Here is a 13,052-nt window from a genome sequence, read left to right on the forward strand (position 1 = left end):
TTAATATAATTCGTCCAAGGACATGTTGAGGTATTTATTTACGGCTCGCAAGGTACTGAATACTGACAAAATTCCCCCAGTTAGGATTAATATTCCAAAGAGTGCAAATAGAAGTTCCTGATTCTGAAGTACCGCAAAACCCTCAATATTGGCTTGAGTATATTTTACTAATAGGAAAAGAATGGCTGAAGAAAAAAGACCTGCAAGCAATCCAAATACGAGAGCTCTGGAAAGGAAAGGCTTGCGGATAAATCCTCTGGTCGCCCCGACTAGCTGCATGGAGCGTATCAAAAAGCGCTGAGAAAATAGAGCAAGTCGAATGGTGTTATTGATCAGCATGACCACGGTGATGATCAGGATTAGAATAAAACCTCCCAATACCAAACTGACTTTGAGCAAATTCCGGTTGATCGAATCTACTAGATCTGTCATGTAGGATACTTCAAATACACCCGGGATTTCTTGAAGACCAGCAACAATATCCTCCAATTGCTCGCTAGTTTGGAATTCCTCTGCGATGATAAGTACAAAACTATCCCGAAGGGGATTGTCCTCAAGGAATTGAGTGAAATCTTCCCCCGTACTCACAATAAACGTTTCAGCAGCTTCTTCTTTTGAAACAAACTTCATTGCAAGACTGTCTCCCTTAGTAAGGATAAAGGGTCTGCCTGAAATATTGGCTTTTATTTCCTCAAGCTCATTCGGCTCTAGACTTTTATCCAAAAAGACTTGAAGTTCTACATTTTCTCGAATCAAGGTGGTTAGGCTTTTAGCCTGAATCAGAATGACTCCAAAAAGGCCAACGATAAATAGGGAAAGTGTAATGCTAAAAAGAACGCTACCGAATTTGAAGTAGCCTAGTTTTTTCTTTTTTCTTGGATTCTTTGCCATGGAGGATTTTGATTCAAACAAAAGTAACCTAATGCAAGGATTTTGCCAATCCTAGTTCAGTTCAAATTCAATCACTCGATCTGGTGTGACAGCGAATACCTTTTCACTTGCTGAAGGCTTGATCATAGCGAGTCCGGTGAAATTGCCGAAGGCTGGTAGAATCAATTGAGAGGAACGAAGATAAAAACAAGGAAACCGCAGGGATTGTCTAGCTCTGGCCCTCATTCTCATCCCGGGGTGAATGTGTCCGCAAATATTTAAAAATCCTTCTTTTACCTCATTTTCAGGTTCATGTGAAAGTAGAAGTTCAGCTAAGTACATGGGTTTTTGATGAATAGTAAAACAGGATTCTTTATAAAACTCATCAGATAGTACATCATGGTTGCCCAGTACCAAGTGGCAAGTGAGAGCTTCGAATTGGCTTAAAAAACTATTCAAAATGGTCCATTGGTCATTCCAATCACTGTGAAAAATATCTCCTAAAAAATAAATAGAATTAGGCCTAAGCTCTGAAATCAATTGATTTAAAATCAGTAAATCGCTGTCGTGGATGGGCTCGGGGATGGGAATTCCGGACTTTCGAAAATGTGCCGCTTTTCCAAAATGCAAGTCAGCGATAAGTAAAGTTTTTAGTTCTTTGACCCAAACAACCTTTTCCTTTCGTAGTTCTAAAGTCAAACCAGCGTGAATTAACTTTACTGAATTCTCAATCATTTTGTATTTTTACTTATTCAATTAAGTGGCCAACATTTATCCGCAAGATTAACTATGAAACTTTCTTTATCCGCTTTATCTCTATTTTTTTTCTTAGCAATGACATCAAATGTCAAAGCTCAAACTGAAGATGCGATTCTAGGGACTTGGTATAATACCGAGAAATCCGCCAAAATTCAGATCATGAAAAATGGTGGAGAATATTTAGGTAAGATTATAGCCCTAACTCGCGAAGATCAGGGTGAGGGGCCATTTCTTGACGTAGAAAATTCGGATCCAGAATTGAGAAATCGACCTTTGATGGGACTAAGCATTTTGAAAGGCCTGAAATACAAAAAAGGAGCCTGGGAAGATGGTGAAATCTATGACCCAGAGTCAGGAAAAACCTATTCCTGTGAGGTGAAGCTTAAAGGTGATTCAGTGCTCGAGGTCAAAGGATATATAGGTTTTTCCTGGGTAGGTCGTACTGTTGAGTGGACTCGTATTAAGTGATATTAGCTTTTTTGCTCTAGGTAGAAAGAACCGATATAGCTTGATAATTGCTCAAATTCAATCAAAAAGGCATCGTGTCCTGCGTCAGAAAGGATTTCCTTGTAAGTCCCTCGTTTAGCGTGAGAGCTGATGAACTGGGATTCTTCTGGAAGGAAGAGCAGGTCTGAATTTACACCCACGGCTAATACTCTTGCCTTAATTTCTGAAAGTGCTTTTGCGCTACCCCCTCTTTTTCTTCCCAAATCATGACTATCCATGGTTTTGCTCAGTAGCCAATAGGAGAGCGCATTGAATCTCTTTGCCAATTTTTCTCCTTGATATCTCAAATACGAAGACGCTTTGAATCGATCCAGTTTTTCTTCCGTATCTGATTGTTTTCGTTGAAAATCCTTGGGGTGTCTGTAACTCAACATGGCAATGGCCCGAGCAGTTTTTAAGCCTACCTGACCAGCATTTGGAATCTCTTCGCCCCAAGTCACATCAGACTCGATGCTCATACGCTGAGTCTCATTAAAGCCTATGGTCCAAGGTGATGTTTTCGCCGTACTGGCTAAAACGATGAGGTTTTTTAGACTATCACCCAGTTCCCAAGCCCACTCTAATGCAACCTGTCCACCCAAAGAGCCACCTATGAGGGTATGAATCTTCCTAATCCCAAGATGTAAACGAAGTCGCTCCAAGCTTGAGGCGAGATCTCTTGTGGTTAGTTCGGGAAACTCATAAAAAAAGCTTTTATCCGAACCTGGTTTTTTGCTCAAGGGATTAGTAGATCCATAACATGAACCCAAGAGGTTTGCACAAATAATGAAGTCTTTTGCGGGATCATAAAATTTATCCTCACCAATTAAACCACTCCACCATTCTGCAGCGTTTGAGTCACCTGTCAATGCGTGTACTATCCAGATGACATTGCCCCCATCAGGAGCAATCTCACCATAGGTAGTATACTGAATATCAAATTCTTCAAGCCTTTCACCAGACTCTAATTCTAGCTCTTCTGCAGAATGAAATATTTCCTGTTTCATTGGAATCAACGCCACTTGACTTTGTAAATTCATTGATCAATTAAAGTTTTGAAAAAGCTTGGGTAAGATCATTCTTGATATCCTCCACATGCTCGAGCCCAACGGATAATCTTAAAAGGGTGGGAGTCACTCCAGCTGCCAACTGCTCGGCATCGGAGAGCTGTTGATGTGTGGTGGCTGAAGGCTGAATAATCAAAGTTTTTGCGTCACCCACATTCGCTAAATGAGATATCAGGTCAAGATTATTAATGAAGGAAGATGTGGTTTCTTTATCGCCTTTCAGGACAAACGAGAGTACACCACCGAAGCCATTTCGCAAATACTTTTTGGCCAAATCATGGTAAGGTGAAGAGGCAAGACCAGGATAGTTTACCTTTTCAACTTTCGGATGATTTTCAAGCCATTTGGCTATTTCAAGGGCATTATCAACCGTTCGCTGTACTCGCAAGGAGAGCGTTTCAATTCCTTGCAAAAGCAAAAATGAATTAAATGGACTTAACGCTGGACCAAAGTCTCGTAATCCTTCAACTCGCGCACGGATGGCAAAAGAGATGTTTGGTAGACCTAGTGGGTTTCCTTCTCCAAACACTTCCCAAAAATTCAAGCCATGATAGCCTTCGGATGGCTCTGAGAATTGTGGGAATTTGCCATTTCCCCAATCGAAGTTGCCTGAATCTACAATGATTCCACCAATGGAGGTACCGTGTCCCCCAATCCATTTCGTAGCAGAGGAGGTCACAACAGCTGCACCATGTTCGATAGGGCGGAAAAGAAATCCACCCGCTCCAAAGGTATTATCCACCACCAAGGGTATGTCGTGCGCCTTGGCTACTGCCGCAATCGCATCAAAATCGGGGATATTAAACTCAGGATTCCCAATGGTTTCGAGATAGATCGCTTTGGTATTCTCATCAATTAATTTCTCAAAATCAGCTGGTTGTGGTCCTTCTGAAAACCGGGCTTCAATACCAAGGCGCTTAAAGGCGACCTTGAATTGATTGTAAGTACCACCATAGAGATAGGAGGAAGACACGAAATTATCACCAGCACCCAAAATATTATTTAGTGCTATAAACTGGGCTGCTTGACCTGAAGCCGTCGCAACTGCCGCTACACCACCTTCAAGGGCGGCTATCCGCTTTTCGAAGACATCCGTTGTGGGATTCATGATTCGCGTGTAGATATTTCCAAATTCCTTTAATCCAAAAAGATTGGCGCCATGTTCGGCTGAATTAAAGACAAAGGATGTGGTCTGGTAAATAGGAACTGCTCTTGAGTTCGTGGTTCCGTCTGGTTCTTGTCCAGCATGAAGCTGAAGTGTGTCAAAATGATAAGTAGACATTTTTTATGGGGTTTATAGGTTTATGTGATACAAAGAGATTGTTAAAAAGCAGGGCATAGCCTGAGAAAGCCAAAAATGAAGCTTCAGGGGCATTGCAATCGAATTACGAAGTGTTGATTGGGTACTTGGGTAGAAAATCCTATTCATCGTCACAAAGAATTTATAGTTCCAAATAAGACCATCTTATTTGGCAGGAATTGGCACCTTGGATTTTCCAGGTTGCCAGAGGGTCATCGAGCCTGTCTCTTACCTCTTCTTTATAAATCCTTGCGCAAAAATCCGCGAAAGGATGAAGCAAATAAAAAGGGGATTACTTTAAAATCAAAGCAAAACCCAGCAAATTATTTTTTTAGCCTATGAAATTAAAGCCTTAATCGAAGAATCAATTTTCTGAAAATCAAAGGATTGAAGGGCTTTGTCCATTTTTCTTTGGATTTCTTCCAATCCAAGATTTCCGATACTCCCTTCATGCGTATGCTTCAATTCGTTTTGATTGGGAGCGAATTCTCCGCGCTCAATAGCTCTTCCCACTTGCTTATAAGCATCGCGAAAAGGTGTGCCCTGAAGAACCAATTCATTCACCACTTCCACAGAGAATAGATGTTTGTAAAACTCATCCTGAAGAATATTTGATCGGACCTTGATGGACTTTAGCATAAAAGTAGTCATCTGAATACAATCCCGAATCTGTGAAATCGCCGGAAAAATCTCTTCTTTCAATAGCTGTAAGTCGCGATGGTAACCTGTGGTCGTATTGGTCAAGAGGAGGGTTACGTTAGCTGGAACTCCTTGAATTTGATTTGTTTTGGCTCGAATTAATTCGAAAACATCTGGATTCTTTTTATGTGGCATAATGCTGCTTCCAGTCGTCAGCTCATCCGGAAATGAAATAAATCCGAAGTGTTGGTTCATAAATAAGCATACATCAGCAGACAGACGATTTAGAGTCCCCGCAAGGCCTGAAAGTGCAAATGAGATGGTTTTTTCGGTTTTTCCTCTACTGTTTTGAGCGTTAATGACGTTTTGATGAAGCTCTGCAAAGCCCAATAAGTCTGCCGTCATGCTTCTGTTTAGCGGGAAACTTGATCCATATCCTGCAGCAGAACCTAAGGGATTTTTGTTAGAAAGATCAAATGCCGCTTTAAGAAGACCCAAGTCTTCGGTAAGGCCTTCGGCAAAAGAGCTGAACCATAAACCAAAGGATGAAGGCATGGCAAGCTGGGTATGCGTGTATCCTGGCATGAGGTCATTCTTATGCTTTTCGGACAATTTGAGTAAAAAATCAAAGAGCTCACTTGTATCTTCCACAATTTCACGAATGCCAGCCCGATAGAAAAGCTTGAGATCTACAAGGACCTGATCATTTCTACTGCGTCCGCTGTGCAATTTTTTACCTACCTCACCAAGACGCTCGGTGAGAAGAAATTCCACTTGCGAGTGAACATCTTCTACGCCTTCAGGGATTTGAAATTGCCCTTTTTCGATTTCGAAATAGATATCCTTCAATCCTTTCTGAAGTTCCAGGTTTTCTTCAGCAGTGAGTAAACCAATCGAAGAAAGCATTTGCGCATGAGCCATAGAGGCAATCACATCAAAAGGCGCAAGTAGCTGATCAAACTCCAAATCCCGGCCAACAGTAAACTTTTCTACTTCCTTAAGGCTAGTTTTATCCTTTTGCCAGAGCTTCATGCGATTTTGATTTTAAAAGATTGAAATACATTTCTAAGATGTTGACGTAGTTGGTAATTCCCGAAGAAATCTCCTCAACGTAAATAAATTCATCGGCCATATGCGATCTTGCTGAGTCTCCAGGGCCAATTTTTACAGAAGGATAGGGGATGAGTGCCTGATCTGAAAGGGTAGGACTTCCATATTTTTCAATACCTAGGTTATCCAAGACCTTCTGAATTAGGTGATCTTCTGGGAGAAATGATGGCTGCAGCCGCATAGATCTTGGAGTCAACTCAGATTTTAATTTTGAACTCAATTCAACAAATGCCTCTTCCAAAGTATAGGCGTCAGTGAGCCTTACGTCTAGTACAAATTTGCATTGATCTGGCACGACATTATGTTGTTCTCCTGCTTGGATTACGGTTGCCGTTACCTTGGATTTGCCGAGGAATGGCGATTCTTTTTGAAATTCAAACCCGCGAATGGTCTCTAAATCTTCAAGAGCCTCATAAATCGCATTGACGCCTTCGTTTCGAGCCGCATGCCCTGCCTTTCCATAGGTGATTGCATCAATTACCATCAGGCCTTTTTCGGCTACAGCAGCCATGTTTAAAGTTGGCTCTCCCACGATGGCGAGTTCGCAGGCCGGAAGTTCCTCAATAATGGAACTGATACCGTTTTTACCAGAGATTTCTTCTTCTGCACTTGCTATCAGAACAAGATTCGCAGGAATTTCTTTTTCGTAGAAATATAAAAATGTCGCCATAAGGCTGACCAAACATCCGCCTGCATCATTTGAACCGAGTCCGAAAAGCTTCCCGTCTTTTTCAATAGGAGAATAAGGGTCCAAGGTATAACCTGCATTTGGTTTGACTGTATCATGATGGGAATTGAGCCAAATGCAGGGCAAATTGGTGTTAAAATCCTTTGGATAGGCAATAACATTATTCTGAATTCGCTTGATTTCAATACCTTTTTGGGTAAAAAAATCAGAAATCAAGCCTGCAGTCTGATCTTCTTCTTTGGAAAAGGACTGCGTACTTATCAAGCGCTTCAGTAAACCGAATGCTTCTTGGCTATATGAATCCAAATCTTCCATCAATAAAGATCATATCGATGTTTTTCGATGATTGTACCAGAGAGCTTGCCCTTGGAGGCAAAAATTAGATTTTCTGCTTTGCCGATCCAAACATTATTTACGCCTTCTTCTAATGCCTTGAAAGCATTGTCAAGTTTTGGAATCATGCCAGAATGAATGACATTTTCCTTTTTTAGCTCATTATAAATATCCTCGTTGATCAGCGGAATAATTGAATTTTCATTTTTTTCATCGATCAAAACTCCAGCCTTATTGAAGCAATAATAAAGATTAACCTCATGCTCCTTTGCCATAGAAGTAGCTAAGGCTGACGCTATGCTATCCGCGTTCGTATTGAGTAATTGCCCTTTTTTATCGTGTGTGATGGCATTTACCAAGGGTACAAGTCCAAGTTCGAGCAATTGCCCCAGGAACTTGGTATTGACCTCAATGACATCTCCAACATATCCATAGTCAATATCCTTTACAGCACGTTTTGCTGAACGAATCAGATTCCCATCAGCACCTGTCAGACCAATAGCATTTTGTTTGAGTTCCTGTAGCTTGGCTACCATGTTTTTATTGATCAACCCGGCATACACCATAGTTACAATATCCAGGGTATCCCGATCGGTGATTCTTCTACCGTCGACCATTTCAGGCATTACTCCCATGGACTCACCGAATCGAGAAGCCATCACACCACCGCCATGAACCAGAATTTTATGTCCTGGAAATCTTGAAAAAAGCTCCAGAAATTCATCCAGTTTTTCAGGATAGTCAATGACATTTCCACCGATTTTTATAATGCTAATTTTCATGGTTTCATTCGGTTTAGATGTCTAACAAATGACTTAAAACTGCCTGAGCAGCAAAAACTCGATTAGCTGCCTGTTGCTGAATCAATGCTCTTGACCCATCTAGAATTTCATCAGAAAGTTCTACATTTCTTCGAACAGGGAGACAGTGCATCACATGCGCATCTGGAGCATTTTTTAAACTATTCTCAGTGAGCATCCAGGTAGGATCTGTATGATGAATTTTCCCATAATCCTTGAAAGATGACCAGTTTTTAACATACACAAAATCAGCATTTTGAAGTGCTCTACTTTGATCATATTCTATCTTTGCTCCTTGAGTAAATTGTTCATCCAATTCATATCCCTCTGGATGAGTGATCGTTAAATCATAATCCATTCCCAGCGTCCATTCTGCAAAGCTATTTGCTACAGCATGCGGGATGGCTTTAATATGCGGTGCCCAAGTCAACACAACCTTTGGCTTAGTCGTTTTAGCTTTTTCTTTAATGGTCACCTGATCTGCCAAGCTTTGCAAAGGGTGTCTCAGCGCGGATTCCAAGCTAATAATTGGCCTTCCGGTGTATTTGATAAACTTATTGATCACCTCATCAGCCATATCCGCAGATTTATCGGTGAGTGTGGGAAATGCTCTCACCGCTAGAAAGTCAAAATAGCTACCCAAAACTCCTGCGGCATCTTTGATGTGCTCCACAGTATTTTTGTTCATCGTGGCACCTTCCTCCATTTCCAATGCCCAAGCCTCCTTATCCATATTCAGCACCACCGATTCTATCCCAAGATTACTGGCTGCGATTTGTGTAGATACACGCGTACGCAAGGATGGATTTAGGAAAATACAGCCTAGTCGCTTCCCTTTGCCTTTATTTTGATCGGCAAGTGGATTTGTCTTGTAAGCCAGAGCCGATTCGATCAACTTGCTTGCTAAGGTTTTACCAGGGAATTGAGTGTAATTGAATTCAGATGGGGAAATTTTCATCTGGAAGGGAATAGGTTAGGAATTGATAAGCTGTTTTAATGCGGTTACAAACGAATTTAGATCATTCATTTGGATATTTAAAGCTGGAAGCAAACGAATCGTATGTTTTTTTGCAGCACTTCCAGTGAAAATATGGTGTTTTTGGACTAATTCCGAACGAATAGGTCCTGCTGGCATCGGCAAATCTAGACCGATCATTAAGCCACGTCCACGAACCTCTGTGATTTCTGGAATCTTCTTTAATTCGGAGATAAGCCAATTACCAAGCTGTTCAGAATGAGCAAGTAGCCCTTCCTCTTCGATCACTTCCAGCACAGCCAAGGAGGCTGCACATGCCAAATGATTTCCACCAAAAGTGGTGCCTAGTAGGCCATGACTCGCTTCAATATCGGGTGAAATCAATATTCCACCGATTGGAAAACCATTACCCATTCCTTTGGCCATACTGATAATATCTGGTCTAAGTCCTTCGATCCATTGATGAGCAAAGAATCGCCCTGTTCGTCCAAAACCAGCCTGCACTTCATCTAAAATTAGTTTTGCTCCATACTTTTTAGATAATTTGGATAGTCCAGACAGGAATTTATCTGAAGCCACCATTATTCCTCCCACACCTTGGATGGCTTCAATAATGATCCCGGCGATATTGCCTTTCTTCAACATCTCTTCAGTGGCCTCTAAATCCTCCCAAGGCAGAATGTGAAAATCTTCTCGATGATTGGCTGGAGCTACTATTTTGGCATTGTCTGTCGCGGCTACAGCTGCAGAAGTTCTTCCATGAAAAGCTCCGGTAAAGGAAATGATCCCTGATTTGCCTGTGGCGAAAGAAGCTAATTTGATCGCGTTTTCATTGGCTTCTGCTCCAGAGTTGCACAAAAACAGTCCATAGTCATCGTAACCTGAAAGTTGCCCTAATTTCTCAGCAAGCTGATTTTGGATTGGAATCTGAATAGAATTCGAATAGAAGGCCAAATTATCCAGCTGATCCTTTATTCGTTTGACAAAGTGCGGGTGAGTATGTCCAACGGAAATCACAGCATGACCACCATATAAATCTAGGTACTCCATCCCATGGTCATCCCAAAGCTTGGATCCCTGACCCTTGGTGATGGTCACTGGCATTAAAGGGTATACATCAAATAAATTCATCGAATCAAATTAAAATGCTATGCTTTTGAGGTATAGTCCTGATTTTTCATCTAGACCAAAAACCAAATTGAAATTTTGAACGGCCTGACCCGCAGCTCCTTTGAGAAGGTTATCTATGGCAGAGTAGACAACGAGTTGTCCAGCTTCTTTTTGTATGGATACAAAGCATTTGTTTGTACCCACCACTTGCTTTAAGGAAAGTTCTTCGGTGGTAATATGAGTAAAGGCTGCGTCTTTGTAGAAATCTGTATATGCCGACAAAGCCTCATCTAAACTTCCCGAAAAAGGAAAGTAACTCGTAATCCAGATTCCTCGTGTAAAATTGCCACGATAGGGGACAAAGAGGATTTCTGGTACAGATGGATAAATCTGTCCAAAGCTTTGCTTGATCTCCTTAAGGTGCTGATGCGTAAATAGCTTGTAAACTGAAAAATTATTATTTCTATAGCTGAAATGAGAGGTTTCGGAAAGCTTTTTACCTGCACCCGTACTTCCAGTGACTCCACTCACATGTACGGTCTCAGTAGCCCACCCTTGGTGAATGGCTGGTAAAAGTCCCAATTGAATAGCTGTGGCGAAGCAGCCGGGATTCGCTATCTTTTTTGCAGCAGAGATTTTGGCAGAGTTTAGCTCTGGGAGGCCATAAATGAATCCGTTTGACTCGTCCCGAAAATCTGTGGAGAGATCTATGATCACTGTACTTTCTGGAAAAGGATTTTCATCCAAAAACGCTCGGGTTTGTCCATGTGGCAAGCCGAGAAAAACAGCATCTAATCCTTCTGTTTGAACTTTATCGGTGAAAATCAGATCACAATCCCCCAACAAATCAGGATGAACCGCACTCACTGTTTTGCCCACCTGACTATTGCTATGAACATATACTAGTTCACAATTCGGGTGGTGTATTAATAGGCGCAACAATTCTCCCCCTGTATAGCCGGCAGCACCGATAATTGCTGTTTTCAGTTTATTCTTTGACATCGTTTACTTGGTGGTAAATGGCAGTTTGATTCCCGAAAATCCGGGTAAATCCTTTCACATCATCTGCAGTATAGCCTTTGTTCATTTCCCCGTAGCTTCCAAATTTGGTAGCCATCAAGTCATGAGCTGATTCAATACCCAAAAGGGTAAAGTTATAAGGCCGGAGAAGCACTCGAATGGTTCCTGTGACACAGCTTTGCGTATCTTCTAAAAAAGCCTCCATATTACGCATGACCGGATCTAAATAGTGCCCCTCATGTAGGTGATTGCCATAAAATTCGGCTAGCTGATTTTTCCAAAAGAGCTGCCATTTGGTCAAAGTATGCTTCTCAAGAAGCTGATGTCCCTTGATCAAAATCAAAGGAGCTGCTGCTTCAAAACCCACGCGTCCTTTAATGCCGATAATGGTGTCGCCTACATGAATATCTCGTCCTATACCATAAGGTCCTGCTAGCGACTGAATCTCTTGGATCGCGTCTACAGGATTTTCAAAATGAGTTCCGTTGACTGAGGCAACTTCGCCGTGAACAAATCCAATTTCAATTTCCTTAGGCTCACTTTGAGTTACTTGTGTAGGCCAAGCCTCTTCAGGCAAGTACTCTCTTGAATTCAAGGTCTCTTTGCCACCTACTGATGTACCCCAGATACCTTTATTGATTGAATAGGCCGCTTTTTCGAAATTCATCTCTACTCCATGAGCTTTCAAATAGTCAATTTCCTCCTGACGGCTAAGCTTCAAATCGCGAATAGGAGTGACGATAGTAATATCAGGAATGATGGTTTGGAAAATCATATCAAAGCGAACCTGGTCATTTCCTGCACCCGTAGAACCATGAGCAACAGCTTTTGCCCCTATTTTTTTGGCATAGTCGGCCAAAGACTTGGCTTGTAAAATTCGCTCAGCTGATACAGAAAGAGGATAAGTTTGGTTTTTTAAGACATTCCCAAACACCAAATACTTGATCACCTGCTGGTAATAAGTATCCACCACATCCAAAATAGTGAAGGAAGCGATTCCCAAAGTTTTGGAACGATTTTCAATATTTTGAAGCTCTTCTGATGAGAAGCCACCTGTATTGACTAACACGGCATGCACCTCGTAGCCCAGATCTTTGGATAAATGAAGGGCGCAATAGGTCGTATCTAATCCGCCACTATAGGCTAAAACAATTTTCTTTTTTTCTTCCATAACTTCCTTAAAATAGCTTCAATCCACCGGTTTTCGGCATTTTCATTTTTAATAATACAAACTTCTTTAATCTTACCCAGCGATCGAAAAGCTTCACGCTGGTTTTGAAATCATCTCTTAGTGCAATCTCTTCTACATGGTGTTTGTCTCCCTGAGGATCAAATAGCATTGCGGTGCAGATACAGTTTTCGCGCTTCTTTGCCATTAGAATTTCATAGTTGACACAACTCTGGCAACCTTTCCAAAAGGCTTCGTCATCCGTCAGATCGGAGTAAGAAACTGGGATGTATCCAAGTCTTGAATTGATCTTCATGACTGCAGCTCCGGTGGTGAGACCAAATATTTTTGATTCGGGATATTTCTTTCGCGAAAGCTGAAAAATCTCTTTTTTGATTTGCTTCGCTAATCCATATTTCCGAAAGGGTGGAGATACGATCAGACCGGAGTTGGCCACATACTTCCCATGACCCCAGGCTTCAATATAGCAGAAGCCAGCCCATGTACCATCTTGGGTAAGGGCTATGACCGCCTTACCCTCTTCCATTTTTGTTTCTATGTACTCGGGCGTACGCTTGGCTATTCCGGTTCCCCGGGCCTTTGCAGACTCTTCCATTTCGTCTGTAATGATCTTAGCGTAAGGCTTGTGTGTTGGATCAGCAACAATGATTTTAAATTGGATATCGTCCATTAGCAATGAAGGATAATTTCCCTGAGGGGAATAGG

General features: G+C 41.6%; 13 protein-coding genes and 1 riboswitch. Of the genes, 1 reads left to right on the top strand and 12 read right to left on the bottom strand.

The annotated features are described in order from the left end of the window. Both ACFOSV_RS13095 and pdeM read right to left on the bottom strand, forming a co-directional pair. The gene (locus tag ACFOSV_RS13095; RefSeq protein ID WP_377906463.1) at nucleotides 1-891 is read right to left on the bottom strand and encodes a cell division protein FtsX; all 891 of its coding nucleotides are present in this window, start codon (nucleotides 889-891) and stop codon (nucleotides 1-3) included. Between the two features lie 51 nt (nucleotides 892-942). Further along, on the bottom strand, nucleotides 943-1,605 hold the full coding sequence (pdeM, locus tag ACFOSV_RS13100) for a ligase-associated DNA damage response endonuclease PdeM (RefSeq protein WP_377906464.1): 663 nt from the start codon (nucleotides 1,603-1,605) through the stop codon (nucleotides 943-945). 54 nt (nucleotides 1,606-1,659) lie between these two features. On the opposite strand from pdeM, the gene ACFOSV_RS13105 reads away from it, so the two are divergent. Then, on the top strand, nucleotides 1,660-2,097 hold the full coding sequence (locus ACFOSV_RS13105; protein WP_377906465.1) for a DUF2147 domain-containing protein: 438 nt from the start codon (nucleotides 1,660-1,662) through the stop codon (nucleotides 2,095-2,097). 2 nt (nucleotides 2,098-2,099) lie between these two features. Here the strand turns inward: ACFOSV_RS13105 and ACFOSV_RS13110 are convergent, their stop codons facing one another. The 10 genes from ACFOSV_RS13110 to ACFOSV_RS13155 form a co-directional block, all read right to left on the bottom strand. After that, nucleotides 2,100-3,155, bottom strand: a complete 1,056-nt coding sequence (locus ACFOSV_RS13110) for a homoserine O-acetyltransferase family protein (protein WP_377906466.1) — start codon at nucleotides 3,153-3,155, stop codon at nucleotides 2,100-2,102. 7 nt (nucleotides 3,156-3,162) lie between these two features. Beyond that, on the bottom strand, nucleotides 3,163-4,464 hold the full coding sequence (locus tag ACFOSV_RS13115) for an O-acetylhomoserine aminocarboxypropyltransferase/cysteine synthase family protein (RefSeq protein ID WP_377906467.1): 1,302 nt from the start codon (nucleotides 4,462-4,464) through the stop codon (nucleotides 3,163-3,165). A gap of 157 nt (nucleotides 4,465-4,621) precedes the next feature. Further along, a riboswitch (SAM riboswitch) is annotated at nucleotides 4,622-4,730 on the bottom strand. Between the two features lie 88 nt (nucleotides 4,731-4,818). Beyond that, nucleotides 4,819-6,153, bottom strand: a complete 1,335-nt coding sequence (gene argH / locus ACFOSV_RS13120) for an argininosuccinate lyase (RefSeq protein ID WP_377906468.1) — start codon at nucleotides 6,151-6,153, stop codon at nucleotides 4,819-4,821. Beyond that, nucleotides 6,131-7,234 (bottom strand): M20 family metallo-hydrolase, encoded by a 1,104-nt coding sequence (locus tag ACFOSV_RS13125; protein WP_377906469.1) that lies wholly within the window; start codon nucleotides 7,232-7,234, stop codon nucleotides 6,131-6,133. Before ACFOSV_RS13125 ends, argH begins: the two co-directional genes overlap by 23 nt. Beyond that, a complete protein-coding gene (gene argB / locus ACFOSV_RS13130; protein ID WP_377906470.1) occupies nucleotides 7,234-8,034 on the bottom strand; it encodes an acetylglutamate kinase in 801 nt (266 codons plus the stop codon). Before argB ends, ACFOSV_RS13125 begins: the two co-directional genes overlap by 1 nt. A 13-nt stretch (nucleotides 8,035-8,047) precedes the next feature. Next, nucleotides 8,048-9,010 (bottom strand): acetylornithine carbamoyltransferase, encoded by a 963-nt coding sequence (locus tag ACFOSV_RS13135; protein WP_377906471.1) that lies wholly within the window; start codon nucleotides 9,008-9,010, stop codon nucleotides 8,048-8,050. 15 nt (nucleotides 9,011-9,025) lie between these two features. Next, nucleotides 9,026-10,159, bottom strand: coding sequence for an aspartate aminotransferase family protein (locus ACFOSV_RS13140; RefSeq protein ID WP_377906472.1), 1,134 nt, complete (start codon nucleotides 10,157-10,159; stop codon nucleotides 9,026-9,028). A gap of 9 nt (nucleotides 10,160-10,168) precedes the next feature. Beyond that, the gene (gene argC, locus ACFOSV_RS13145; RefSeq protein ID WP_377906473.1) at nucleotides 10,169-11,140 is read right to left on the bottom strand and encodes an N-acetyl-gamma-glutamyl-phosphate reductase; all 972 of its coding nucleotides are present in this window, start codon (nucleotides 11,138-11,140) and stop codon (nucleotides 10,169-10,171) included. Beyond that, a complete protein-coding gene (locus tag ACFOSV_RS13150) occupies nucleotides 11,127-12,329 on the bottom strand; it encodes an argininosuccinate synthase (RefSeq protein WP_377906474.1) in 1,203 nt (400 codons plus the stop codon). Before ACFOSV_RS13150 ends, argC begins: the two co-directional genes overlap by 14 nt. Nucleotides 12,330-12,336: 7 nt before the next feature. Further along, nucleotides 12,337-13,017, bottom strand: a complete 681-nt coding sequence (locus ACFOSV_RS13155; RefSeq protein WP_377906476.1) for a GNAT family N-acetyltransferase — start codon at nucleotides 13,015-13,017, stop codon at nucleotides 12,337-12,339. Between the last annotated feature and the right edge of the window lie 35 nt (nucleotides 13,018-13,052).

It is taken from the genome of Algoriphagus namhaensis (assembly GCF_042649705.1).
Taxonomy (GTDB): Bacteria; Bacteroidota; Bacteroidia; order Cytophagales; family Cyclobacteriaceae; genus Algoriphagus; species Algoriphagus namhaensis.

Excerpts from the sequence above, each read along its gene's own strand:
- ACFOSV_RS13095 (WP_377906463.1), bottom strand. The coding sequence starts at position 891 with ATGGCAAAGAATCCAAGAAAAAAGAAAAAACTAGGCTACTTCAAATTC.
- pdeM (WP_377906464.1), bottom strand. The coding sequence starts at position 1,605 with ATGATTGAGAATTCAGTAAAGTTAATTCACGCTGGTTTGACTTTAGAA.
- ACFOSV_RS13105 (WP_377906465.1), top strand. The coding sequence starts at position 1,660 with ATGAAACTTTCTTTATCCGCTTTATCTCTATTTTTTTTCTTAGCAATG.
- ACFOSV_RS13110 (WP_377906466.1), bottom strand. The coding sequence starts at position 3,155 with ATGAATTTACAAAGTCAAGTGGCGTTGATTCCAATGAAACAGGAAATA.
- ACFOSV_RS13115 (WP_377906467.1), bottom strand. The coding sequence starts at position 4,464 with ATGTCTACTTATCATTTTGACACACTTCAGCTTCATGCTGGACAAGAA.
- argH (WP_377906468.1), bottom strand. The coding sequence starts at position 6,153 with ATGAAGCTCTGGCAAAAGGATAAAACTAGCCTTAAGGAAGTAGAAAAG.
- ACFOSV_RS13125 (WP_377906469.1), bottom strand. The coding sequence starts at position 7,234 with ATGGAAGATTTGGATTCATATAGCCAAGAAGCATTCGGTTTACTGAAG.
- argB (WP_377906470.1), bottom strand. The coding sequence starts at position 8,034 with ATGAAAATTAGCATTATAAAAATCGGTGGAAATGTCATTGACTATCCT.
- ACFOSV_RS13135 (WP_377906471.1), bottom strand. The coding sequence starts at position 9,010 with ATGAAAATTTCCCCATCTGAATTCAATTACACTCAATTCCCTGGTAAA.
- ACFOSV_RS13140 (WP_377906472.1), bottom strand. The coding sequence starts at position 10,159 with ATGAATTTATTTGATGTATACCCTTTAATGCCAGTGACCATCACCAAG.
- argC (WP_377906473.1), bottom strand. The coding sequence starts at position 11,140 with ATGTCAAAGAATAAACTGAAAACAGCAATTATCGGTGCTGCCGGCTAT.
- ACFOSV_RS13150 (WP_377906474.1), bottom strand. The coding sequence starts at position 12,329 with ATGGAAGAAAAAAAGAAAATTGTTTTAGCCTATAGTGGCGGATTAGAT.
- ACFOSV_RS13155 (WP_377906476.1), bottom strand. The coding sequence starts at position 13,017 with ATGGACGATATCCAATTTAAAATCATTGTTGCTGATCCAACACACAAG.